The organism is Pseudarthrobacter phenanthrenivorans (genome assembly GCF_000813845.1).
Lineage (GTDB): Bacteria > Actinomycetota > Actinomycetes > Actinomycetales > Micrococcaceae > Arthrobacter > Arthrobacter phenanthrenivorans_B.
Window position 1 is genome coordinate 58617 of the sequence record NZ_JWTB01000030.1, and the last position, 24552, is coordinate 83168.

Consider the following 24552-nt stretch of genomic DNA (forward strand, 5'->3'; position numbering starts at 1 on the left):
CCTTTCCGCGCTCAGTGCTGCCCGCCTCAGCAGGCGAGATCCAGCACGTCCCTGGCGCGCTGCAGTGCCACCGTGGAGGAGTAGATCTGTCCGGCGTCGGCTGACTGCGCCACCCGCAGGTCCAGGGCCTTGGAGAAGGATTCGACGGCGGCGGAGGTCTGGCCGGCCGCGTACTGGGTCCGGCCCAGGTACTGCAGGGCCAGTGCTTCCCGGGGGGTGCCGTGCACCTCGGCGAGAAGCTGGCGGAACAGGTCGATGGCCCGGTCCAGCCGGTGGGTGACACTCAGCACCTCGGCTTCGAACACGCGGAGCCGGAAGGATTCGGGATCCTTGAAGCGTGCCTCGGCCAGCAGTTCGGCAGCCTCGGATGCGTGTCCCTCGACGAGGAGCACGAAGATGTGGTCTGCCGGATCGGTGGAGGCTGCCAGCGCTTCCCGGACTGCCTCCTCGTTGACGATCTGGGGCCGCAGGGACTCAGGGTTGATGCGGATGCCGGGGAATCCGGCCTCCGGCCAGTCGGTGGTGCCGCTCATGGTGCCCTGCATCAGGAAGCAATCTCCTGGTAGGCCGCGAACAGCAGCGAGGTGTCCGGGACGTCGAGGATTCCAGGTTTGGCGATGCCATCGAGGACCACGAACCGCAGGAGGTCGCCGCGGGACTTCTTGTCGCGTCGCATCCCGTCCAGGAGGCCCTGCCAGCGGTCGCGCCGGTAGGTGACGGGAAGCCCAAGTCCGTCCAGGATGCTCCGGTGCCGGTCGGCGTCGGCATCGCTGAGGCGTCCCACGCTGCGGGCAAGTTCGGCCGCGAACATCATGCCCACCGAGACTGCGGCGCCATGCCGCCAGGAGTAGCGTTCGACCAGTTCAATGGCGTGGCCCAGGGTGTGCCCGTAGTTGAGGATCTCCCGCAGGCCTGACTCCTTGAGGTCTTCGGAGACCACTTTTGCCTTCACCGCAATGGCGCGCTCGATCAGTTCCCGGAGGGCCTCGGAGCGGGGGTCCACCACCGCGGCCGGGTCCTTTTCCACCAGGTCCAGGATGGCGGGGTCGGCGATGAAGCCGCACTTGATCACCTCGGCCAAGCCGGAGATGATCTCGTTTTTCGGCAGCGTGTCCAGCGTGTCCAGGTCGGCCAGCACCGCGGCGGGCGGGTGGAAGGAACCCACCAGGTTCTTGCCCTCGGCGGTGTTAATGCCGGTCTTGCCGCCCACGGACGCGTCCACCATGGCCAGGAGGCTGGTGGGCATGTGGATGACTTTGACGCCCCGCAGCCATGTGGCGGCGACGAAGCCGGCCAGGTCGGTGACTGCTCCCCCGCCCACGGCCACGATGGCGTCCGACCGGGTGAAGTCGTTCTGGCCCAGGACCTGCCAGCAGAACGCTGCCACCTGGATGTGCTTGCCTTCTTCGGCGTCGGGGATTTCCGCGGTCACCGCGGTGAACCCGGCTGTTGCCAGTTCGTCCCGCACCGTGTCCCCGGTGATGCGCAAGGCGCGGGGGTGGATCACCAGGACGCGGCGGACGCGCTCCCCGAGCAGGCCGGGAAGCTCGCCCAGCAGGCCTCGCCCCACGACGACGCCGTAGTTGTTGCCGGCCCCTTCGCCGGTGACGTTGATGACGGTTGATTGCGTGTTCACTTGTCAACTTCCTGTTTGGCAGCTGCGTGGTTGCGCAGTGCTGCTTCCAGCCGGCCGCCGAGCTCGGGTATCGAGCCGTGGCGGACGTCCAGGGTGATGTCGGCCAGCCTCTCGTAGACCGGCTTCCGGGTGGCGAACATGGCGATCCAGCGGCCCATGGCATCGCCGGCGAGGAGGGGGCGCCCCGAGTTCCGGGCGATCCTGTCCGCCACGGTATCGGCGTCGCATTCCAGGTACACAACGGTGCAGCGGCTGATCAGCTGCTGCGTGCCCGAGTCGAGCACCGCCCCGCCGCCCAGCGAAATGACGGTGCAGGTGCCCTCCGCTTCCTCGACGGCGGCGGCAACGGTCCGGGCCTCGATTTCACGGAATGCCCGCTCGCCGCGGCCGGCGAAGATCTCCGCGATCGAGCCGTGGGCGGCAACAATAACGGCATCAGTGTCAATGAACCGTGCCCCCAACTGCTGTGCAAGCTGCTGGCCGATCGCCGATTTGCCGACGGCCATCGGGCCGATGAGCACAATCGGCCGGCCACCGAAAGGTGCGGGACTGCTGTGCTGGAGCACTACTGCCCGATCGAGTCCAGGGAGGCCGGGATGCTGTCCAGGTAACCCTTGATGTTCCGTGCGGTTTCCGCCACCGAGTCACCGCCGAACTTCTCCATGACGGCTTCGGCGAGGACCAGTGCCACCATGGCCTCGGCCACCACGCCGGCGGCGGGGACTGCACAGACGTCCGAACGCTGGTGGTGGGCCTTGGCGGCTTCGCCGGTGCTGACGTCAATGGTCCGCAGGGCGCGCGGCACGGTGGCGATGGGCTTCATGGCTGCCCGGACCCGAAGGACGTCTCCGATGCTCATGCCGCCCTCAATGCCGCCGGCACGGTTGCTGGCACGGACAATCCGGCCGTCGTTGTCCCGGAGGATTTCGTCATGGGCGGCGGAACCACGACGGGCCGCGGTCAGGAAGCCGTCGCCAACCTCCACGCCCTTGATGGCCTGGATGCCCATGAGGGCAGCGGCGAGCCGGGCGTCGAGCCGGCGGTCCCAGTGCACGTAGCTGCCGAGTCCCGGCGGGAGCCCGTAAGCGAGGACTTCCACCACGCCGCCCAGGGTTTCGCCTTCCTTGTGCGCCGCGTCAACCTCGGCCACCATGGCGTCCGAGGTTTCGCGGTCGAAGCAGCGCAGGGGGTCGGCGTCCAGGGCAATGACGTCCCCGGGCGAGGGCAGCGGACGGCCTTCGGGGACGGTCACGCTGGCGATCGAGACGGTGTGGCTGACCAGTTCGATGCCCAGGTGCTTGAGGAACTGGGCCGCGACGGTGCCGAGCGCCACGCGGGTGGCGGTTTCCCGGGCGCTTGCCCGCTCCAGTACCGGCCTGGCCTCGTCAAAGCCGTATTTCTGCATGCCGGTGAAGTCGGCATGTCCGGGGCGCGGCCGGGTCAGCGGGGCATTGCGGGCCTGGTCGGCCAGGAGTTCGGCGTCCACGGGGTCCGCGGACATGATCTGCTCCCATTTGGGCCATTCGGTGTTTCCCACCTGGATGGCAACGGGGCCGCCCTGGGTGAGGCCGTGCCGGACGCCGCCAAGGATGGTGACCACGTCCTGCTCGAATTTCATCCGGGCGCCGCGGCCATAGCCAAGCCGGCGGCGTGCCAAGGAGTCTGCGATGTGCCCGCTGGTGATTTCCACACCGGCGGGGACGCCCTCAATAATTCCCATCAGAGCCGGACCATGGGATTCACCGGCAGTCAACCAACGCATAATTTCCATCCTGCCACGTAGGGCGGTCAGAACGCCCGCCGGGCAAGGCCGACTGCGTCACACATCACATCTATGACAGCTGCATTAACGTCTTCACCGCGCCCGGTGAACAGCCGCACCTGCTCGACGGCCTGGTACAGCAGCATCTCCAGGCCGGGCACGACCCGCCCGCCGCCGGCCTGCCAGACGGAGGCGATGAGGCTGGGCCAGGGGTCGTAGGCGACGTCGAGCAGCACGCCCCGCGTCGAGGTTTTCAGCGCGGCTATTTCCGACGCCAGTCCGTCTGCCGCACGGGGCGGCAGGGTGGATATGACGACGTCGGCTTCCGAGGTCGGGCGGGCGGCTTTGCTGAGCGGGCGGATCTCCAGGGCCACGCCGAGGGCGTCAGCGGCCGCGCGGACGTCGTCAGTCCGCGACGCGTCGCGGACATAGACCTGGACAGTACCGGTGCCCAGTTCCTTGAGGGCCGCAACAGCGGAGGCTGCCGTTCCGCCGCCGCCGAGGATCACTGCCGACGGCGCGGTCCGGGTTCCGGCGTGGCACAACGCATTGACGATGCCCGTGACGTCCGTGTTGGACCCGACGGTCCGCACACCTGCGGCTGATTCCTCGAACGTGACGGTGTTCACTACGCCCAGGGTCTGTGCCACCCCCCGCACCTTGTCCACTTCGTTGAGCATCGCCGTCTTCAGCGGCATGGTCACGGAGAGTCCGCGCCATCCCGGCTGGTTCCGGATCTGCCGCATGAAGGACGGCAGCAGCTCCTCGGTCACGTCGATGGCCGTGTAACTGATGCCCGCCCCCAGCTGTCCATAGGCCGAGAGGTGCAGGGCCGGGGACTTGGAGTGGCTGATCGGATGGCCCAGGACGGCAGCCCGCAGGCTCATGTGCAGCGGCCTGCGTTGGCCCGGCACCACGCGTTGTACTGCTCCACGTAGGCGTTGTGTTCGGCAAGCGTCTTGGCGAACTTGGTTTCCTTGGTGTCCAGGTTGATGGTCACCCAGTACAGGTAGTCGTTGGCCTTGGGCCGTGCGGCCGCGTCAATGGCCGTCTTGCCGGGAGAACCGATGGGTCCGGGCGGGAGCCCCGGGTTCGCATACGTGTTGTACGGGTTGGACTTGTCCTGGCGCTGTTCATCGGTGAAGTTGAAGCTCCGGGTGCCGAGACCGTAGGTCACCGCGGAGTCAACCTGCAGGAAGCCGCCGGTCTGGTCGTTGGGCTTGAGCCGGTTGTAGATGGCTCCCGCCACGTCGCCGTAATCCGCCTGGCCTCCTTCGGCCTGCACGATACTGGCCACCGTAACGGCCTCGTACTGCTTGGCGGGGTCGGTGATGCCCTGCGAGACCAGTTCATCCGTGGTGGCCTTCACCAGCGACTGCAGGATGTCCTTGGCGGGGGTTCCCAGCGGGAACCGGTACTCGCCCGGCGCCAGGTACCCTTCGAGGTTCTTGGCGTTGGCGGGAAGGCCGAACTGGGCGGGCTGGTTGCTGAGCGCCTGAAGCTGCTGCACGGATATGCCCGATCCCTCGGAAATTGCCTGCAGGGACTCGCTGATCCGCAGTCCCGCGCTCAGGGCGAAGTAGATGACCTTGGTCTTGTCCTTGCCGAGCAGGACGTTCACCGCGTCGGCGTTCTTCATCTCGGTCTTGAAGGTGTAGTCCCCCGGCGCCAGTGTTCCTCCGGATGCGTGGAAGGCCTGCATGAACGTATCCGCGTTGGCCACGACGCGCTGGTTTTCCAGTTCGGTGGCGACGGACCGGGTTCCTTCCCCGCTCTGGACGGTCACCTGGACCTCACCGGAGCCCGGGCCCGGGAAGTCGGAGGGCTTTCCATTGCCGAGAAGGGGCTTGAGGAACTGGGCGCCCACGGCCACCGCCGTCACGAAGACGGCCAGCGTCAGGAAGAGGGCCAACAGCCTGCGGCGCCGGCGGACCTTCTTCGAGGGCCGCTTCACCTCCTGCGTTGCCGATGAGCCGAGGAGGGGGTGCTCCGCGTCGGCATGGTCGCCGTGCAGGTGGGCCTCGTCAGGATGGACCTCCGGAGGTAGTTCCTCATGGTAGGTATCAGCATGGTAGGCCGGCTGTTCATGCCCGGCTTCCGCGTAGTGGTGCCCTTCGACGGGCTGCCAACCGCTGTGGTGCGCCACGCCGTCGTGATGCGCTTCGTCCACGTGGTGCGCAACGCCGTCGTGATGCGCTTCGTCCACGTGGTGCGCAACGCCGTCGTGATGAGCCTCGTCCACGTGGTGCGCAACGTCGTCCTGGTGCGCAATGCCGTGGTGGGATCCGCCGGCAGGCAGCATGCCCTCGTGGGAGGCAGCCGCGGGGGCAAGGTCCGCGTCGGGGTCAGCCTCGACGGAACCGGATGAGGGCTGCCCGTCCTGGATGGAAGGTGGTGTCGCCGGAGCCGCCGGAACATCGTCGGCGTCGGGAAGGGGTGCAAAGGTTGGTTCCGCGGCTGCGGATGCAGCGGCCGGCGGCGCGGCGGGCGGCGGCGGCACATCGCCGGTCTCGTAGGCGTGCTCCGGCACCGCGTCCTGCCGGCCGGTGGCGAGGCTCTTCTCGCGGGCCCGCAGCTCCTTGCGCGTCAGTGGCCTTCCGGCGCCCCTGTCCCGGGGGCCGGTGGTGTCATCAATGTTGGCAGGGCTCACTGTTGCCTTCCATTATCTGAAGATGGGGCCGTGTCGGCGGTGGTGGCACGGACTGTTTCGTCCACCCCACCGGCCCCCAGGTCCACGGTCGGGGACGGCGCTGTCACGCGTGAGCCGACATCCGCTCCCCTGGCTTTCTGCATGTCGATGGCGTGTTGAAGAATACCCGCCGCCGCGACCTGATCAACTACTTTACGGTGGTCCCGGCTGCTCATGCCAGCTTGGTGCAGGTTCCGGTGCGCCGTGACGCTGCTGAGGCGTTCATCCACCAGGTTGACCGGAACGTCCAGGCCGCGGCCGGAAAGCTCCGCGGCCAGGAGCAAGGCGTAGTCCGTGGCCATCCTGGCCGAGGCGTGTTCCTCGCCCTTCATGGTCCGGGGCAGGCCGACAACGACCTGTACGGCGCCCAGTTCCTCGACCAGTTTGGCGATGAACCGGACGTCCGAGTTCTTCTTGGTGTTCCGGTCCAGCGTCTTGTACGGCGTGGCCAGGATCGAGTCGCGGTCGCAGATGGCAACGCCCACCCGGACGGTGCCGACGTCCACCCCCAGCTTGACGCCCTGGGGGTAGCCGCCGGCCGCAGCAGGATTGGTCATGGCCTGGTTAGCGCCGTGCGATGGCATCGACGACGGCGGACAGGGCGGCACCGACCTTTCCGGCGTCGGTTCCTCCGCCCTGGGCCACGTCGTCCTTGCCGCCGCCACCACCACCGAGGACACCGGCAGCGACGCGGACCAGGGCACCGGCTTTGATGCCTGCTTCCCGGGCGGCCTCGTTGGTGGCAACCAGGATCAGCGGGCGGTCATTGGCGACACCGGCCACCGCAACCGCGGCAGCATCCGAACCGAGCCGGTTCCGCAGGTCCAGGGCGAGGCCCCGGAGGTCGTCGGCGCCGCTGACGGTGCCGGCATCGTGGGCCACCACCCGTACGCCTGCGGCATCCTTGGCGCTGTTCACCAGCTGCGCGGCAGCTGCGGCCAACTGTTCCTTGCGGAGCCGGTCCAGTTCCTTCTCGGTGGCTTTCAGCTTGGCCAGCGTGGCCGAGATCCGGTCGGCGAGCTGCCCGGACGGAACCTTCAGCAGGTCCGTCAGCTCCGTCACCAGTGCACGCTCGGCAGCGAGGTGCCGGAAGGCCTCCATGCCCACGAAGGCCTCCACGCGCCGGTTGCCCGATCCCACGGACTGTTCGCCGAGGAGGGACAGGCTGCCGATCAGCGAGGTGTTGGCAACGTGCGTGCCGCCGCAGAGTTCGCGCGACCAGGCGCCGTCAATCTCCACCACGCGGACTTCACTGCCGTAGTTTTCGCCGAAGAGGGCCATGGCGCCCATGGCCTTGGCCTCGGCGAGTCCCATGATCCTGGTTTCCACCGCGTAGTTGTTGCGGATGGCGAGGTTGGACACCTCTTCGATCTCGGACCGGGTGGCCGTGCTGAGGCCCTCGCCCCAGGCGAAGTCGAAGCGCAGGTACCCGGCCTTGTTGAAGGAGCCCCGCTGGGTGGCTTCCGGCCCCAGGATCTGGTGCAGGGCTGCGTGCACGATGTGCGTGCCCGTGTGCGCCTGCTCCGCGGCGTGCCGGCGTTCACGGTCGACGGCGGCGCGCACCAGCGAGTCGGCGCCGATTTCGCCTTCCCGGACGATTGCCTTGTGCACGCTCAGGCCCTTCACGGGGCGCTGGACGTCCAGGACCTCGACGACGAACCCGTCGCCGGTGATGAGGCCCGTGTCAGCGGCCTGGCCGCCGGCTTCGGCGTAGAACGGGGTTTCAGCCAGCACGAGTTCGATCTCGTCGCCGGTGGCTGCCTGCTGGACCTGGCGGCCGGCGCTGAGCAGGCCGCGGACGCGCGACTCACCCTCAAGCTCGGTGTAGCCCGTGAAGACGGTCTCGCCCTGGCCCAGGAGCTCCTGGAAGACACTGACGTCGGCGTGGCCGCCCTTCTTGCCCTTGGCATCCGCCTGGGCGCGCTGGCGCTGTTCCTGCATCAGGCTGCGGAACGCCGCCTCATCAACCTTCAATCCGGCCTCTTCAGCCATCTCAAGCGTGAGGTCGATGGGGAAGCCGTAGGTGTCGTGCAGGGTGAAGGCGTCCTCGCCGGACAGGGGCTTGTTGGCAGCCTTGGATTCCTTCACCGCGTCCTCAAGCCGCGCAGTGCCCGAGGCGATGGTGCGCAGGAACGCCTTCTCCTCGGCGTAGGCGATGCGGCTGATCCGCGCGAAGTCGGTCTCCACCACGGGGTACACGCCCTTCATGGCATCGCGGGACGCTGGCAGCAGCTCCGGCAGGCAGGCCTGTTCGACACCCAGGAGGCGCATGGAACGCACGGCACGCCGGATCAGGCGGCGCAGGACGTAGCCGCGGCCTTCGTTGGAAGGGGTGACGCCGTCCGAGATCAGCATCAGGGCCGAACGGATGTGGTCGGCCACGACGCGCATGCGGACGTCGTCGGTGTGGTGGGGGTCGTCCGGGGTTTCGGCGGAGGTGTATTCCTTGCCGGACAGTTCCGCGGCCTTGTCGATGACCGGGCGGACCTGGTCGGTCTCGTACATGTTCTCGACGCCCTGCAGGATCATGGCGAGGCGTTCCATGCCCAGGCCGGTGTCGATGTTCTTCTTGGGCAGCTCACCCACAATGTCGAAGTCAACCTTGGAGCGCACGTTTTCGATCTGGTACTGCATGAAAACGAGGTTCCAGATCTCGATGTAGCGGGTCTCGTCAGCCAGCGGGCCGCCTTCGACGCCGTAGGCCGGTCCGCGGTCGTAGTAGATCTCTGAGCAGGGCCCGGCAGGGCCGGGCTGGCCGGTTGACCAGTAGTTGTCCGACTTGCCCATCCGCTGGATGCGCTCAGCCGGGACCCCGGTGTTCTTCAGCCACAGTTCCTCGGCCTCGTCGTCTTCTTCGTAGACCGTCACCCACAGCCGCTCGGGTGCCAGGCCGTAGCCGCCGTCGTCAACGCCGGTGGTGAGCAGCTCCCAGGCGAACTTGATGGCGTCTTCCTTGAAGTAGTCGCCGAAGGAGAAGTTGCCGCACATCTGGAAGAAGGTGCCGTGGCGGGCAGTCTTGCCCACCTCCTCGATGTCACCGGTGCGGATGCACTTCTGCACGCTGGTGGCGCGGGAGTAGGGCGGTTCCTCGCGGGCCGTGAGGTAGGGAATGAACGGCACCATGCCGGCCACCGTGAACAGCAGCGAGGGGTCGCTGGAGACCAGCGATGCGGAGGGAACCGCGGTGTGGCCCTTGCTGACAAAAAAGTCCACCCAGCGCTTTGTGATCTCCTGCGACTTCATGAGCTGTTTTCTTACCCTTCTTGGTCCGCGCCGCCCTGCGGCACGGGAATTTCGTTCAGGTGGCCGGTCCCGCGGTGGGACCCTGCCGGTTGTTGGCTGGCTGCCGGTCAGATGCCCTGGGGGCTCAGCGGCGGACCAATTCTGCGGAATCAATCCCCAGGGCGCTCCGCAGGTCGGTTTCCCGCTCCTGCATCCCGGCACGGACGGCATCGGCGAAGTCGTAGACCCCGTCCGCGAGCCGTCCCACCGCACGGTTCAGGCCCTCGGGTCCGAGGGTGGACTGGGCCTGGCTCACTTTGCGGAAGGCGATGACGCCGATGGCCACGCCGATTCCCATCCAAACAATTCTCTTCATGGTCTTCTTTTCGAATCTAGCGGCTGCGGCGGCCGGCTGCGGGCTTCCGGCGGGTGGCGAAGGCGCTGCGGACGCCGTAGCTGAACGCGGCCACCTTGATCAGCGGGGAACCCACCGTAGCGGCCACCAGGGAGGACAGGGCGGAGATGTTGGCGGATGCATCCGACACGTTGGTCGAGATACCGTCCACCTTCTTCAGCTGCTGGTTGGTGGTGGACACCGTGGCCGTGACCTCGTCCATCAGGGGCGTTGCGCCGTCGCTGATGGACCTGATGGCAGTACGCACCTCATCGAAAACCTTCCCCAGCTTCAGGATGGGGACCGCAAGCAGCAGGACCAGGAGTGCGAACACCCCGGCAGCGATCAGGCCGGCAATATCGCCACCAGACATAAACGTTCATCTCCTCGAAATTCCGTGGTTGGGTTCCCATCCCGCGCGCGACTGGAAGGTGCGCCGCGCAGATGTCCCCCAAGTACCTTACATACAAAGAAGCCCGCGGCGCTTGCCACGGGCTTCTTTGGATACGCTGCTGGGATTTAGCGTGCGTAGAATTCGACGACGAGCTGCTCTTCGCAGGTCACCGGGATTTCCGAACGCTTGGGGCGGCGCACCAGGCGTGCCTGGAGGGCTTCCAGCTTGACGTCCAGGTAGGCCGGGACGGCAGGCAGGACGTCGCGGTGTGCACCGGCGGCTGCAACCTGGAGCGGAACCATGGTTTCGCTGCGGCTGTGGACGTGGACCAGCTGGCCCTCGCCGACGCGGAACGACGGACGGTCAACGCGGATGCCGTCAACCATGATGTGGCGGTGCACAACCAGCTGGCGGGCCTGGGCGATGGTGCGGGCGAAGCCGGCACGCAGGACCAGGGCGTCGAGGCGCATTTCGAGCAGTTCGATGAGGTTCTCACCGGTCAGGCCCTTGGTGCGGCGGGCTTCTTCGAAGGCACGGGTCATCTGTGCTTCGCGGATGCCGTACTGGGCGCGCAGGCGCTGCTTTTCGCGCAGACGTACGGCGTAGTCGGAGTCCTGCTTCTTGCGGGCACGGCCATGCTCACCGGGGCCGTACGGGCGGCGCTCCATGTACTTGGCGGCCTTGGGGGTCAGAGCGATGCCGAGGGACCGCGAGAGGCGGGCCTGACGGCGAGCACGAGTGTTGTTAGCCACTTGTGTCCTTCCAATATCTGCGGTGTGTCAGTGTTACTGGCCTCCACGATGGAGAGCATCGGCCAACCGCTGCCTTTTGCTACTGGGCACAGGGCATAACCTACTCGAAGGAAACTCAAGGGGATTGTGCGTCCGTGCCTTGCCAGACAAAGATTCAGCTTACCACGCCATCAGGTGCCCCGGACAATCTTCCGCAGCCGCTCCAGCCGTTGCGCAATGTCCCGCTCAGCGCCGTTGCCGGTGGGCTGGTAGTAGTCGCGGCCCACCAGGTCATCCGGGGGGTACTGCTGGGTGGCCACGGCGTGCGGGGCGTCGTGCGCGTATTTGTAGCCCACACCGTGGCCCAGTTGCTTCGAGCCCGGGTAGTGCGCGTCGCGCAGGTGCGCCGGGATCCCGACGCCCAACCCCGCGCGCACGTCCGCGATGGCCTTGTTGATGCCCATGTAGGCGGCATTCGATTTTGGCGCGGTGGCGAGGTGGACCACGGCCTCTGCCAGGATGATCCTGCCCTCGGGCATGCCGATCAGCTGGACCGCCTGAGCGGCGGCAACGGCGGTCTGCAGGGCGGTGGGGTCCGCCATCCCCACATCCTCCGCCGCCGAGATGACGATCCGCCGCGCCACGAACCGCGGATCCTCCCCCGCCTCGAGCATCCGGGCAAGGTAGTGCAGGGCGGCGTCCACGTCGGAGCCACGGATGGATTTGATGAAGGCGCTGGCCACGTCGTAGTGCTGGTCGCCCGCACGGTCATAGCGGACGGCGGCTGCATCCAGGGCGCGCTCGGTGTGGCGCAGCTCCACGGTGACCGGCTCATCAGTGACCGGCCCACCGGCTGCGCCGTCCTCCCCCGCGGAACGTTCGACGTCGTCCGCGTCACCGAAGGCGACGCCGGCGGCGGCCTCGAGTGCGGTCAGGGCCCTGCGGGCGTCCCCGCCGGACAGCCGGACCAGGTGTTCCAGCGCTTCGGCATTGAGCCGCACCTTGCCACCCAGGCCCCGCGGATCCTCTACGGCGCGCACCAGCAGGCCCTCGATATCGGCATCGGTCAACGGTTTGAGCGTGAGGAGCAGTGAGCGGGACAGCAGCGGCGAGACCACGGAAAACGACGGATTTTCCGTGGTGGCAGCCACCAGGACCACCCACCGGTTTTCGACCCCGGGCAGCAGCGCGTCCTGCTGGGCCTTGTTGAAGCGGTGGATTTCGTCCAGGAACAGCACCGTGGTGGTTTTGTACAGGTCGCGGGCCGTCAGGGCGTCGTCCATGACCCGGCGGACGTCCTTGACGCCGGCGGTGATGGCGGACAGTTCCACGAACTTCCGGCCGGGTCCGCGGGCGATGACGTGCGCCAGCGTCGTCTTTCCGGTACCCGGGGGTCCCCAGAGGATCAGCGAGCTGGGACCCGCCGGCCCGGCGGCGTCGGCTCCGGCGCCGGCCGCCAACTGCCGCAGCGGCGACCCCTGGCCAAGGAGGTGCTGCTGGCCCACCACTTCGTCCAGCGTGCGCGGGCGCATGCGGACGGCCAGCGGGCTGCGCGGCGAGCCCTGCCCCCGCGCGCCCTGCCCCCGTACACCCGTGCCCCGTACACCCGGGCCGCGGGATCCGGTGCCTGCCCCGGCGACGGGACGGTCGTCGTCGTCGTCTTGTTCTGGCCCGTTGCCGAAGAGATCATCCACATAGATAGGCTACTTCCAGTCCGCCACTGCTTTTCCCCGACACTTTCTCCCCCGACGCTTCAAGGAAGTACACATGCCTGCGCCAGTTCCCGCCAGTGGCCCGCCCCCGGTCCGGACGGCGTTCGTGTCCGGCCCGCGACTGGCGGGCTGGGCGGGGCGGTTCGGCGCCTCGCATGGTGGCTTCCGGCTGCAGGACGACGACGACGGCCTGCGCCTTCTGGCAGCGGACGGCACCGCCGCGCTGCTGCAGGCGCCGTGGCCGGCGGACGGGCGCCCGGGACGGGGCAGCGGCCCCCTGGAGCGGCTCGCGGCCCTGGCATCGCAGCCGCGCCGCCTGGGACTGCTGCTGGTGCGCCGCGGCGGCTACGGCATCGGGGTGGCGGCCGAGGGAATGCTGCTCGCGTCGAAAGCGGGGACCCGGTATGTCCAGTCGCGGACCGCGGCGGGCGGCCAGTCCCAGCAACGGTTCGCGCGGCGGCGTTCCAACCAGGCGGACGCGTTGGTTTCGGCAGTGGCACAGCAGGCCGCCGGCATATTCCAGACGGCCGCCTTCGAGTACCTGGTGCCCGGAGGGGACAGGGCGCTGGCGGACCTGGTCCTCCAGGACCCCGCCCTTCGGGAGTACGCGTCTTTGCCGCGCCTCGCCTACCTCGATGTCGCCGAGCCCCGAACCGCCGTCCTGAAGAAGGCCGCGGCCGACGCGTGCTCGGTAAGGATTACGGTGGCCGACGCGCCTGGCTGAGCCCGCACGCTCTGCCCAAGCATGGGAACAGGCAAACCGTCTGGGTGCCTGATCAGCACCCGGTCAAGGCCGGGCGTGGGCGTTCCTGCCGGTACAGGTAGCGTCCGGCTTCGCGGAATCCGGCTTTCGCGTACAACGCCTGGGCACCGTGGTTGGCGGCGGTGACCAGCAGCCAGAAGTCCGTGACGCCGCACTCCCTGCCGGCATGCAGCAGGGCCTGGAGAATGGCCGCCGCGTAACCCCGGCGGCGTGCGTCCGGAAGGGTGGCCATGGCGTACAGGCCACCCCGCGGCGAGCCGGCGGGAAGGGCGAGCCGCCCGACGGCGGCGGGCCGGCCGTCGCCGTCGCGCAGCAGCGCATATACGGCCGGGCATCCTTCCAGGATGGCCCGGGCAGTGGCCAGGGCCTCTTCCCCGCCGCGGCCGTCCACCTGCCACCAGACCCGCAGCCATTCCGTGGAGGGCGCCGCGGAAAGTTCGACCGGGACAGCACCGGAACTGCCTGCGGGATCCGCACCGGGAGGTGCAGTACGGGTCATGACAAGGGTCTCGGACTGGCGTGTGAAGCCTTCCGTGTCCAGCAGGTCGTGGAGCGCTTCCGTGCCGGGGTTGTCGAAGAGCTGGAAGATCACCGGCAGCCGGCGGCTGCGGTACCAGGCCCTGGCCTCTGCGAGCAGGCTGCGGAGGTCGTCCCGAGGCTGCCCGGCAGACGCGGTCCGTGGCCAGATGGAGTTGGCCCGCTGGGTCACTCCCCCGGCTGCACGGAGGATCCATCCTCCTGCGTCATGGCGTTCCAGGGCCGGCCAGGCGGCGTCCATGACCGACTCCAGTTCCCGGCATTCGATGCTGCTGTACGTGGTCAACGGGCAGGCTCCTTGATGAACGAAGGGAGGTTCCCCGGATACGTCCGGGGAACCTCCCTTGGCTGCTGTCTGCGCGGAGTTGCAGGTGCTACTGCTTTTCTTCCGGCTTCTTCTCTTGGGGCTTCCGGGCCTCCGGCTTGAAGTCCACGCCCGCTTCCTTGCGCTGCTGGGGCGTGATGGGCGCCGGGGCCTCCGTCAGGGGGTCATGGCCGCCGCCGGACTTGGGGAAGGCGATGACGTCGCGGATGGAGTCGACGCCGGCGAGCAGTGACACCACGCGGTCCCAGCCGAAGGCGATGCCGCCGTGCGGGGGTGCGCCGTACTTGAAGCCCTCGAGCAGGAAGCCGAACTTGGTCTGGGCGTCCTCTTTGTCCAGGCCCATCAGTTCGAAGACGCGCTCCTGCACTTCGCGCTGGTGGATACGGATCGAGCCGCCGCCGATTTCGTTGCCGTTGCAGACGATGTCGTAGGCGTAGGACAGCGCCGACTCGGGGTCCTTGTCGAAGGTGTCCAGGAATTCCGGCTTGGGAGAAGTGAAGGCGTGGTGGACGGCCGTCCACTGGCCCGTACCGACGGCGACGTCACCGGAGGCGACGGCAGCGGCAGCGGGTTCGAACATGGGGGCGTCCACAACCCAGCAGAATGCCCAGGCGGTGGGGTCGATCAGGCCGGTGCGGTGGCCGATCTCCACGCGGGCAGCACCCAGCAGGGCGCGCGACGGCGTCTTCTCACCGGCAGCGAAGAAGATGCAGTCGCCGGGCTTGGCGCCGACGGCGTCGGCCAGGCCGGCGCGTTCCATCTCGGTCAGGTTCTTGGCCACGGGGCCGGCGAGTTCGCCGTCCTCCTTGTACAGGACATAGGCAAGGCCCTTGGCACCGCGCTGCTTGGCCCATTCCTGCCAGGCGTCCAGTGCGCGGCGCGCCTGAGAGGCACCGCCGGGCATGACCACGGCACCAACATAGGGCGCCTTGAACACGCCGAAGTTGGTGTCCTTGAAGAATTCCGTCAGTTCGGTCAGCTCCTGGCCAAAGCGGAGGTCAGGCTTGTCGGAGCCATAGCGGGCCATGGCGTCGGCGTAGGTGATGCGTTGGATGGGAGTGGGAATGTCCACGCCAATGAGCTGCCATACGGCCTTGACGATGTTTTCGCCGAGCCGGATGATGTCGTCCTGGTCCACGAAGCTGGCTTCGATGTCCAGCTGGGTGAATTCCGGCTGACGGTCGGCGCGGAAGTCCTCGTCGCGGTAGCAGCGGGCGATCTGGTAGTACTTCTCGAATCCGCCTACCTGCAGCAGCTGCTTGAACAGCTGGGGCGACTGCGGCAGCGCGTACCAGGAACCGGGTGCCAGGCGCGCCGGAACCAGGAAGTCACGGGCGCCTTCCGGCGTGGACCGGGTCAGTGTGGGCGTTTCGATTTCGACGAAGCCCTCGTGGTGGAGCAGCTCGCGCGCCACCCGGTTCGCTTCGGAACGGAGGCGCAGGTTGCGGCTGGGGCCCGGACGGCGCAGGTCCAGGTACCGGTGCTTGAGGCGGGCTTCCTCGCCGACTTCCACATGCTCATCAATCTGGAACGGCAGCGGGTCCGAGGTGTTGAGGATGGTGACGTCCTCGGCGATGACCTCGATCTCACCCGTGGCAAGGGCGGGGTTCTCATTGCCCTCCGGGCGGCGGGAAACGGTGCCCTTGACCTGCAGCACGTATTCGTTGCGCAGACCGTGGAACACTTCCTCCTCGCGGACCACTACCTGGGCCACGCCGGAAGCGTCGCGCAGGTCCACGAATGCCACACCACCGTGATCACGACGGCGGCCCACCCAGCCGGCCAGGGTTACGGTTTGTCCAATGTGCTCGGAGCGAAGGGATCCGAGGTCATGTGTGCGCAGCACAGCACGCCTTTCTGCGGGAAAACAGTGGGAAATTCAATATGATCGTTGCGGGAACGATCCCGTCCGAGTTTACCCGCTGGAAAGGTACTGCCGCCGCATGAGCGAACCGCAGCAACTGGAACGCAGGCTGGGAACCTTTGATGCCACCGCCATTGGCCTTGGATCCATGCTGGGCGCCGGCGTGTTCGTGGTCTTCGCCCCGGCCGCCGCCCTGGCCGGCAATCTCCTGGTCCTGTCCGTGGTGGTGGCGGGGGTGGTGGCCTACTGCAATGCGGTGGCATCCGCGGCACTCGCCGCCCGGTATCCCACCAGCGGCGGGACATACGTCTATGGCCGGAATCAGCTGGGGGAATGGCCGGGTTTCCTGGCCGGCTGGGGCTTTGTGACCGGCAAGACGGCGTCCTGCGCGGCGATGGCCCTGACGTTCGGCAGTTATGTGGCGGGCGGCTACGCCGTCCCGGTGGCCGTTGCCGCCGTCGTAGCCCTGACGGGTGTCAACCTGCTGGGCATCACCCGCACTGCCCTGTTGACGAGGATCCTGCTGTGCGTGGTCCTGGCCACGCTGGCGTTCGTGGCCGCCGCCGCGCTGGCCGGACCGCATCCCGCAGTCCCGTCCGCCGGCACACTCTCCGGCAGCGCTGGCGGCGTCCTGTCCGCCGCCGGGCTGGTCTTCTTCGCCTTCGCGGGGTACGCCCGGATCGCCACGTTGGGTGAGGAAGTCAGGAATCCGGAACGCGCCATCCCCCGGGCCATCCTCGCCGCCCTGGCGGCCGCGTTCGCCATCTACCTGATGCTGGCCTTGGTCCTGCCAGCCCATCTCGGGGCGCAACTGGCGGCCACCCGGACTCCCCTGCTGGACGCCGTGCGCGAGTCAGGGCTGGCCGCCGGCGCACCGCTGGTGCAGACCGGTGCCGCCGCGGCCTGCCTGGGCGCACTGCTCGCACTCATCACCGGTGTCGGCCGGACAACCCTGGCCATGGCACGGGAGCGCGATCTCCCCGGACCGTTGGCCAGGGTGGGCGGCAGCCACACCGTTCCGTTCGTCGCCGAACTGGCCGTCGCCGCCGTCGTCATCCTTCTCCTGCTGACCACCGATGTGATGACCGTGGTGGGCTTCTCAAGCTTTGGTGTGCTGGTGTACTACGCGGTAGCCAACGCCTCGGCCTTCACCCTCGCCACCCATCCCGGCTACGCTCCCCGCTGGCTGAACGCCCTGGGCTTCGTGGGATGCGTGGTGCTTGCCTTCACCCTTCCGGCGGCGTCCGTCCTGGCTATGGCAGCTGTCCTCGCGGCGGGCCTGGCCGGGCGCTGGCTGGTGCTGCGTTTCCGGCAGGGAAAGGCAGCGGGGCCCTGAGCTCCGCGCTACACGGAGGCTGCCGCGGGAGCGGTGGTCTGCACCTGGACGGTGAGGTCCTCCACCGGCGGCATCCATGTTTCGGGAGTGGCCAGCACCTGCTCGCCGGTGCGGATGTCCTTGACCTGGTGGGTGCCGTCGTCGTCGGTGAACCAGACGAAGGGGATCCCGCGCCGGTCGGCGAACTTGATCTGCTTTCCGAACTTCTCCGCCTTCGCGGCCACCTCGGTGGGAATGCCGCGGCCGCGGAGCAGGGCGGCCACATCCTGGGCAGCGCCCCAGCTGTCGTCGTTGTTCAGGGCCACCAGCACGGCGGTGGGAACCGAACGGGACGCCTTTGCCAGGTCCTGGCTGAGGATCCGGGACACCAGGCGGGTCACGCCAATGGACAGGCCGACGCCCGGAAACTTCCGGTTGCCCTTCGATGCCAGGGCGTCGTACCGGCCGCCGGAGCAAATGGAGCCGAGCTGTTCGTGGCCCACCAGCACCGTTTCCACCACGGTGCCGGTGTAGTAGTCCAGGCCGCGGGCGATGCTGAGGTCCGCAAGCACCTTGCCGGGAGCCCGCTGCACGGCCGCGTCGATGACCTGTTCCAGTTCGTCCAGGCCTTCATCGAGAAGGTCATTGCTGACCCCGAGGGCACGGACCTGGCTGACGAATGAGGTGTCCTCGGTGCGGATGGCGGCCAACTGCAGCGCCTTGGCCGCTTGTTCATCGGAGGCTCCGAGCTCGCTCTTGAGCAGTTCGGCCACCTTTGCGGGGCCGATCTTTTCGAGCTTGTCGATGCTGCGCAGCACCCCTGCGGTGTCCTCGAGTCCGATGCCGCGGTAGAAACCCTCGGCGAGCTTCCGGTTGTTGATCCGGAGGCGGAAGTCCGGAATGGGCAGGGCGCTCAAGGCCTCGGCGATGACGAGTGCGATCTCGACGTCGTAACGGAACGGAAGATCGCCGTCGCCTACGACGTCGATGTCCGCCTGCGTAAACTCGCGTGCCCGGCCCTCCTGCGGCCGCTCGCCGCGCCACACCTTCTGGATCTGGTAGCGGCGGAACGGGAACGCCAGGTATCCGGCGTTCTCCACCACGTAGCGGGCGAAAGGAACCGTCAGGTCGAAATGCAGGGCAAGTGCGTGGGGATCGGCTTTTCCGCCCTTGACGGGGTTGTCGCTTTCGTCCTCCTGGAGCCGGCTGAGTCCATAGACTTCCTTGTCGATCTCCCCTTTGCGCAGCAGCTGGCCCACGGTTTCCACTGCCCGGGTTTCGATTGAGGAAAACCCATGCAGTTCAAACACGCGCCGCAACGTATCAAGCACGTGCAGCTCCACCATCCGCTCCTCGGGAAGCCACTCGGGGAATCCGGACAGGGAGGCGGTGCGTGCCATGGGAAAGGTTCTCCTTAAGGGATGGGCGGTGCGCCGACGCTGCCTGCCGCAACCCCTTAGGAGGCAACGTACGGCGGCAGCACAGCCAGCCATGCATAAACTATGTGCGGCAGCCAGTTTATGCGTCATCCGTGTGCATCTCTAATGCAGCGGACACACAGCCTGGCCCTGAACACCTGCGCTCCGGCGGCCAACCGCCGGGCACCAGCAGCCCGACGATGAGGAGGACCCTTGGCGGCCAGTTCACGCAGTGCCCGCGAAGCAAAGCGGCGCATTCAGCAGATGGAAGCCAAGCGTGAGCTCCGGCGCGGCCAGGAGAAGCGGCGGAAGCGGGACAACCTCGTCGCCGCAGGTGCCGGAACCGCCGCCGTTGCCCTCGCCGTCGTCCTCCAGCTCACGGCTTTCGCCGGGAATCCCACCGAGGACGAATATGCAGCCGCGCAGGCGGGCCTGACGGAGCCTTCGGCCACCGCAAGTGCCTCGGCCACTCCCTCAGCGCCGGCGACCAACGGGCCCAACATTCCCCCGGCTGACACCGCCGCAGGCAAGACGTTCACGGGCGAACTGGTGTTGAATGGCAGCCCGCTGGGCGTTGAGGTGGACGGGACCAAGGCGCCCCAGGCTGCCGCGGTCTTCAAGTCGCTCGGCGATGAAGGCTACTTCAAGGGCAAGACGTGCCACCGGCTGACCACTGCTGACCAGTTCGCCGTCCTGCAATGCGGCTCGCCCAACGGTGACGGGCAGGGCGACCCCGCCTACACCTGGGGCCCGCTGGAAAACACGCCGGCCGACAACACCTATCCCGCCGGTACCATCGCCGTTGCCCGCACCGGGAACAACGCCTATGGCAACGGGACGCAGTTCTTCATCGTGTACAAGGACACCGTCATCCCGGCAGACGCAGCAGGCGGCTATACCGTGGTGGGAAAGGTGACGTCGGGACTCGATGTGGTGACCGGCATTGCCGCCGCGGGCATCACCCCTGGCAGCAGCGACACGGACGGCGCGCCAAAACAACCAGTCACGATAGACTCGTTTTCTCTGAAGTAGGAAGCCTGGCCGCAGAGGCCACGGTGCAGTACGTGAGTATTTCCCTCCAAGCGAAAGACTTTTAGCGGTGACAGACAGTCAGAAATCCGACGAAACAGCTACAGACGTGACCGAAACGGCAGTACCGGAAGCTACGGAAGCAGTACCGGACGCTGCAGGAAACGGCGGCGCGCACGAGTCTGCAGCCCCCCAGGAGTCCGCGGAAACGCCCGCTGCTGCCCCTGCCTCCGCACCGGCATCCCCGGCTGCTCCAGCGCCGCGGCCCTCCGCCCCCTCGCCCGCCGCCTTCGCGTCACGGCCCAAGCCCGCTGCCGCCGCTCCCGCGGCCGCCCCGGCCCCCGCTGCGCCCGGCACGTCCGTCGCTGAGGCGTCCAAGTGGGGCCGCGTGGAGGGCGATGGCCACGTTTACCTCACCATCGACGGCGGCGAGCACCCGGTGGGGCAGTACCCGGGGGTCAGCGATGAAGAGGCGCTGATCTACTTCGCCCGGAAGTACGACGACGTCCTCGCCCAGATCGTGCTCCTCGAGCAGCGGGTCAGCTCCAAGGCGCCCAGCACGGACATGCAGAAGACCGTGACGCACCTGCGCGAGCAGCTCGCGGAGCGCAACATGGTGGGCGACCTCCGCGCAGCCGAGGCACGGCTGGACACCCTGTCCGGCCAGATTACAGAGCTCGAGAAGGCCGAAAAAGCCGAGCACGACGCCGTCCGCGCCGCCGAACTGGCAGCACGGGAAGCGATCGTTGCCGAAGCCGAGCAGATTTCCGGCCAGGACCCTGCCCAGACGCAGTGGAAGACCTCCAGCGCCCGGATGAACGAGCTGTTCGAGAGCTGGAAGGCAGCCCAGAAGAGCGGCGTGCGGCTGGGCCGCAGCAATGAGGACGCCCTCTGGAAGAGGTTCCGGGCAGCGCGGACCGTGTTCGACCGGCACCGCCGGGCATACTTCTCCCAGCTCGACAGCAACAACTCTGCGGCAAAGGCCGCCAAGGAGAAGCTGATAGCTGAGGCTGAAGCGTTGTCGACCTCCACGGACTGGGGCTACGCTGCGGGCGAGTACCGCCGGCTCATGGACCAGTGGAAGGCCTCGCCGCGGGCCAGCCGCAAGGACGACGACGCGCTGTGGGCCCGGTTCCGCGCGGCGCAGGATGTCTTCTTCACGTCGCGCCAGGCCGCCAACGACGAGATCGACCAGGAGTACGCCGCCAATCTCACCGTCAAGGAGGCGTTGCTGGCCGAGGCCAACACGATCCTGCCGGTCAAGGACCTGGCAGCGGCCAAGAAGGCGCTCCAGTCCATCCGCGACCGCTGGGAAGAAGCCGGCAAGGTGCCGCGCGCCGACATGGGCCGTATCGAAGCAGGGCTGCGGAAGGTCGAGGACGCCGTCCGCCACGCCGAGGAAGAGCAGTGGCAGCGGTCCAACCCGGAGCGCAAGGCCCGGACCAACAGTGCACTGTCCCAGCTGGAGTCGGCCATCGCCGGGCTGCAGGAGGATCTGGCGGACGCCGAGAAGACCGGCGACCAGCGCAAGATCAAGGCTGCCCGGGAAGCCCTGGAGGCACGCCAGGCATGGCTCGACCAGATCCAGCGTTCGGCCAGCGAGCTGTCCTGATTCTCCCGTCCTGATGTGACGGCACAGGCCCGGTCCCGGTTATCCACATAGCCGGGGCCGGGCCTGTGCCTGTTGGGCGCGGTCCGGGCAGGATGGAGGCATGGCCCCACCTTCAGTTTTTTCCACCGCCGCCCCAGGCAGGGACGTTGGATTGAATGCGTCCCGGGCGGCCTGCCGGGAAGCCGCGGCGGAGCCGGCCGGCCCGCCCCGGTTCCCGGAGCTGTACGCGCCCGGCATGCCCTTCGCCGGCCCCGAACTGCAGTGCCTTGCAGCGGACGGGTTGCTGGCGCGCTTCCATCAGAACGGCTACACCCTTCCCGGCACGCCCGCGTCCCCGCAGCTGCGGGCAAGGGCAGCCGCCGGGGCGGTACCCGCGGCAATCCGGCAACGGGTGGTCGCCGGGCGGATGACGGCGGCGTGGATCTACGGCTGCGCAGCCGAACAGGACAGGCTTGCCCTGCTGGTGGACGCCAAGCGGAGGGTGTCCAGCCTCCGGAGCACCCGCGGCTGCACGCTGCACGAAGTGAAGCTTGGTCCGCTGGACGTCGTCAGCCTCGGCGGCCTCATGGTGACCAGTCCACTGCGGACCGCCCTCGATATTGCCCTGCATGTGGAACCTGAGCGCGCCGTACCCGCCCTGGCCGGACTGCTGGCCCGGCCGCAGCAGGATGTACGGCTGCGGCTGCTGGTACTCGCTGTTGAGGCGACTCCCCGGGTGCCGCACAAACGTGCCGCCCTGGCGAAGCTTGCCCTGCTAGCTCCGGCGCTTGTTTCCGGTGGTGCGGTAGACGTCGAAGACGCCGTCGATTCTGCGGACGGCGCTCAGGACGTGGCTGAGGTACTTGGGGTCGCCCATCTCGAAGGCGAACTTTGAAATCGCCACCCGGTCGGTGGAGGTGTGGACGCTGGCCGCGAGGATGTTCACGTGGTTGTCCGACAGGACCCGCGTCACGTCCGAAAGCAGGGACTTGCGGTCCAGGGCCTCCACCTGGATTTCCACCAGGAACACGCTTGACTGGGTGGGAGCCCAGTCCACATCGACAATCCGGTCCGGCTGGTCCTTCAGGTCCGAGATGTTGGTGCAGTCCGTGCGGTGCACCGACACCCCGGAGCCCCTGGTCACAAAGCCAAGGATCGGGTCGGGTGGAACCGGCGTACAGCAACGGGCCAGTTTCACCCAGACGTCGCCGACGCCGCGGACCACCACACCTGAATCCGAGAAGCGGGCCTTGGTGACCTGCGTGGGAATGCTGACTTCCTCGACGTCGTCATCTGCGCTCTCGTTGCCGCCGAGGCTTTCGATGAGCTTCTCCATGACCGACTGGGCCGAGGTGTGCCCGTCACCCACGCCGGCGTACAGGCCGGAGATGTCCGCGTACTTGAATTCCTCGGCGACGGCGGCCAGGGCCTCATGCGTCATGAGCCGCTGCAGCGGAAGGTTCTGCTTCCGCATGGCGCGGGTCAGCAGCTCCTTGCCGCGGTCGATGGCCTCTTCGCGGCGTTCCTTGCTGAACCACTGGCGGATCTTGTTGCGCGCCCGGGCGCTCTTGACGAAGTGCTGCCAGTCCTGGCTGGGACCGGCGCCCTCTGCCTTGGACGTGAAGATCTCCACCCAGTCGCCGTGGTTCAGTTCACTGTTGAGCGGGACCAGCTTGCCGTTGACCCTTGCGCCGATGGTGCGGTGGCCAACCTCGGTATGCACGGCGTAGGCGAAGTCGACGGGGGTTGACCCGGCCGGCAGCGCCATGACTTCGCCCTTGGGCGTGAAGACGAACACCTCGCGGGCGTTGATTTCGAACCGGAGCGAGTCCAGGAACTCGCCGGGATCGGAGGTTTCCTGCTGCCAGTCAACCAGGGAGCGCAGCCAGCCCATGTCGCCGTCGCGGGGGCTTCCCGGGCCGACGGCGGTGCGGTTGGGCTGGTCCTTGTATTTCCAGTGCGCGGCCACACCGTATTCGGCCCGGCGGTGCATCTCGTGGGTGCGGATCTGGATTTCCACGGGTTTGCCGCCGGGACCAATCACCGTGGTGTGCAGCGACTGGTACATGTTGAACTTGGGCATCGCGATGTAATCCTTGAACCTGCCGGGCAGCGGGTTCCAGCGCGAATGCATGATGCCCAGGGCGGCGTAGCAGTCCCGGACGGAGTCGACGAGGACGCGAACACCCATGAGGTCGTTGATGTCGTCGAAGTCCTTGTCGCGGACAATCATCTTTTGGTAAATGGAGTAGTAGTGCTTGGGCCTGCCGGTAATCGTCGCCTTGATCCGTGCGCCGCGCAGGTCTTCGGTGATCTGGTCGCGGATGACGCCCAGGCTCTTCTCCCGCTCAGGGGTCCGGTCCCCCACCATGCGGACGATCTCTTCGTAGACCTTGGGGTAGAGCGCCGCGAAGGACAGGTCTTCAAGTTCCCACTTGATGGTGTTCATGCCCAGGCGATGGGCCAGCGGAGCGAAAATCTCCAGGGTCTCGCGGGCCTTGCGGGCAGACGATTCCGCCGACACGAAGCGCCACGTCCGGGCGTTGTGCAGCCGGTCCGCCAGCTTGATCATCAGGACACGGATGTCCTTGGCCATGGCCACGACCATCTTGCGGACTGTCTCGGACTGGGCCGCCTCGCCGAAGCTGACCTTGTCCAGTTTGGTCACACCGTCCACCAGCATGGCCACTTCCGGCCCGAAATCCCGCTTCAGGTCTGCGAGGGTGTAGGGGGTGTCCTCCACGGTGTCGTGCAGCAGCGCTGCCGCGAGGGTGGTGCCGCTGAGGCCCAGTTCGGCCAGGATGGTGGCTACGGCAACAGGGTGGGTGATGTACGGGTCCCCGCTCTTGCGCTTTTGCCCGCGGTGGCTGCGCTCCGCAACGTCGAAGGCGCGCTGGATGAGGTCGAAGTCCTCTTTGGGGTTGTTGGCGCGGACGGTGCGGAGGAGCGGCTCCAGGATGGGTGAGTAGGTGGTGGTGCCACGTCCGGTCAGGCGCGCAAGCCGGGACCGGGTGCGCTCCCGGCGGCCGGGGAACGTGGCGCGCGATCCTGAATTGTCGACAGGGACCAGGGATCCAGTGCGCGCAGGCGCAGCCGCACCGGCCTGTACGCCGGCAGGACTCTTATCTTCCTGTGCCGTTGGCGCCGACGCCGAACGTTCTTCCAATGAA

The 24552-nt window shown here is 67.6% G+C and carries 21 protein-coding genes; 5 read left to right on the forward strand and 16 right to left on the reverse strand.

Going from position 1 to position 24552, the window contains the following annotated elements; all coding sequences use genetic code 11:
• Positions 1-26: 26 nt before the first annotated feature.
• The 12 genes from RM50_RS15250 to RM50_RS15305 form a co-directional block, all read right to left on the reverse strand.
• Positions 27-545 (reverse strand): hypothetical protein, encoded by a 519-nt coding sequence (locus RM50_RS15250; RefSeq protein ID WP_043454414.1) that lies wholly within the window; start codon positions 543-545, stop codon positions 27-29.
• Positions 545-1636, reverse strand: a complete 1092-nt coding sequence (gene aroB, locus RM50_RS15255) for a 3-dehydroquinate synthase (protein ID WP_043454417.1) — start codon at positions 1634-1636, stop codon at positions 545-547. Before aroB ends, RM50_RS15250 begins: the two co-directional genes overlap by 1 nt.
• Positions 1633-2202, reverse strand: a complete 570-nt coding sequence (locus RM50_RS15260) for a shikimate kinase (RefSeq protein WP_043454420.1) — start codon at positions 2200-2202, stop codon at positions 1633-1635. The genes aroB and RM50_RS15260 overlap by 4 nt, the downstream gene beginning before the upstream one ends.
• The gene (aroC, locus tag RM50_RS15265; RefSeq protein WP_043454558.1) at positions 2202-3401 is read right to left on the reverse strand and encodes a chorismate synthase; all 1200 of its coding nucleotides are present in this window, start codon (positions 3399-3401) and stop codon (positions 2202-2204) included. The genes RM50_RS15260 and aroC overlap by 1 nt, the downstream gene beginning before the upstream one ends.
• 23 nt (positions 3402-3424) lie before the next feature.
• Positions 3425-4285, reverse strand: coding sequence for a shikimate dehydrogenase (locus RM50_RS15270; protein ID WP_043454422.1), 861 nt, complete (start codon positions 4283-4285; stop codon positions 3425-3427).
• Positions 4282-6048: an endolytic transglycosylase MltG gene (gene mltG / locus RM50_RS15275; protein WP_043454425.1), complete on the reverse strand. Its 1767-nt coding sequence runs from the start codon at positions 6046-6048 to the stop codon at positions 4282-4284. The genes RM50_RS15270 and mltG overlap by 4 nt, the downstream gene beginning before the upstream one ends.
• Positions 6045-6644 (reverse strand): Holliday junction resolvase RuvX, encoded by a 600-nt coding sequence (gene ruvX / locus RM50_RS15280; RefSeq protein WP_043454560.1) that lies wholly within the window; start codon positions 6642-6644, stop codon positions 6045-6047. Before ruvX ends, mltG begins: the two co-directional genes overlap by 4 nt.
• A gap of 7 nt (positions 6645-6651) precedes the next feature.
• A complete protein-coding gene (gene alaS / locus RM50_RS15285) occupies positions 6652-9330 on the reverse strand; it encodes an alanine--tRNA ligase (RefSeq protein ID WP_043454427.1) in 2679 nt (892 codons plus the stop codon).
• A gap of 124 nt (positions 9331-9454) precedes the next feature.
• Positions 9455-9685 (reverse strand): DUF6167 family protein, encoded by a 231-nt coding sequence (locus tag RM50_RS15290; protein ID WP_240471971.1) that lies wholly within the window; start codon positions 9683-9685, stop codon positions 9455-9457.
• A 16-nt stretch (positions 9686-9701) separates the two neighbouring features.
• Complete coding sequence (locus tag RM50_RS15295; protein WP_043454431.1) at positions 9702-10076, reverse strand: DUF948 domain-containing protein; 375 nt, start codon at positions 10074-10076, stop codon at positions 9702-9704.
• Positions 10077-10222: 146 nt separating this feature from the next.
• Entirely contained in the window at positions 10223-10849 is a 627-nt protein-coding gene (gene rpsD / locus RM50_RS15300; protein ID WP_043454433.1) for a 30S ribosomal protein S4, read from the reverse strand.
• Positions 10850-11019: 170 nt separating this feature from the next.
• Positions 11020-12522, reverse strand: coding sequence for a replication-associated recombination protein A (locus RM50_RS15305; RefSeq protein ID WP_043454435.1), 1503 nt, complete (start codon positions 12520-12522; stop codon positions 11020-11022).
• Positions 12523-12595: 73 nt separating this feature from the next.
• Between RM50_RS15305 and RM50_RS15310 the strand changes: the two genes are divergently transcribed.
• Positions 12596-13264 carry an acVLRF1 family peptidyl-tRNA hydrolase gene (locus RM50_RS15310; protein WP_043454436.1) on the forward strand — a complete coding sequence of 223 codons (669 nt, stop codon included), beginning with the start codon at positions 12596-12598 and terminating at the stop codon, positions 13262-13264.
• Positions 13265-13316: 52 nt separating this feature from the next.
• Here RM50_RS15310 and RM50_RS15315 read toward each other — a convergent pair whose 3' ends face one another.
• Together RM50_RS15315 and aspS are read right to left on the reverse strand one after the other, a co-directional pair.
• On the reverse strand, positions 13317-14126 hold the full coding sequence (locus RM50_RS15315) for a GNAT family N-acetyltransferase (RefSeq protein ID WP_430929417.1): 810 nt from the start codon (positions 14124-14126) through the stop codon (positions 13317-13319).
• Positions 14127-14214: 88 nt separating this feature from the next.
• Positions 14215-16011 carry an aspartate--tRNA ligase gene (gene aspS / locus RM50_RS15320; RefSeq protein ID WP_043454439.1) on the reverse strand — a complete coding sequence of 599 codons (1797 nt, stop codon included), beginning with the start codon at positions 16009-16011 and terminating at the stop codon, positions 14215-14217.
• A 97-nt stretch (positions 16012-16108) separates the two neighbouring features.
• Between aspS and RM50_RS15325 the strand changes: the two genes are divergently transcribed.
• Positions 16109-17365, forward strand: coding sequence for an APC family permease (locus tag RM50_RS15325; RefSeq protein ID WP_043454441.1), 1257 nt, complete (start codon positions 16109-16111; stop codon positions 17363-17365).
• An 8-nt stretch (positions 17366-17373) separates the two neighbouring features.
• Here RM50_RS15325 and hisS read toward each other — a convergent pair whose 3' ends face one another.
• Entirely contained in the window at positions 17374-18744 is a 1371-nt protein-coding gene (gene hisS / locus RM50_RS15330) for a histidine--tRNA ligase (protein ID WP_043454443.1), read from the reverse strand.
• Between the two features lie 231 nt (positions 18745-18975).
• On the opposite strand from hisS, the gene RM50_RS15335 reads away from it, so the two are divergent.
• From RM50_RS15335 to RM50_RS20470, 3 genes are all read left to right on the forward strand, one after another.
• Positions 18976-19794 (forward strand): peptidylprolyl isomerase, encoded by an 819-nt coding sequence (locus RM50_RS15335; RefSeq protein WP_043454446.1) that lies wholly within the window; start codon positions 18976-18978, stop codon positions 19792-19794.
• Between the two features lie 67 nt (positions 19795-19861).
• On the forward strand, positions 19862-21403 hold the full coding sequence (locus RM50_RS15340; protein ID WP_043454448.1) for a DUF349 domain-containing protein: 1542 nt from the start codon (positions 19862-19864) through the stop codon (positions 21401-21403).
• A 100-nt stretch (positions 21404-21503) separates the two neighbouring features.
• Positions 21504-22277 (forward strand): hypothetical protein, encoded by a 774-nt coding sequence (locus RM50_RS20470; protein ID WP_240471972.1) that lies wholly within the window; start codon positions 21504-21506, stop codon positions 22275-22277.
• Here the strand turns inward: RM50_RS20470 and RM50_RS15345 are convergent.
• The gene (locus tag RM50_RS15345; RefSeq protein WP_043454449.1) at positions 22158-24548 is read right to left on the reverse strand and encodes a RelA/SpoT family protein; all 2391 of its coding nucleotides are present in this window, start codon (positions 24546-24548) and stop codon (positions 22158-22160) included. The two genes, RM50_RS20470 and RM50_RS15345, sit on opposite strands and share 120 nt — an antisense overlap.
• Between the last annotated feature and the right edge of the window lie 4 nt (positions 24549-24552).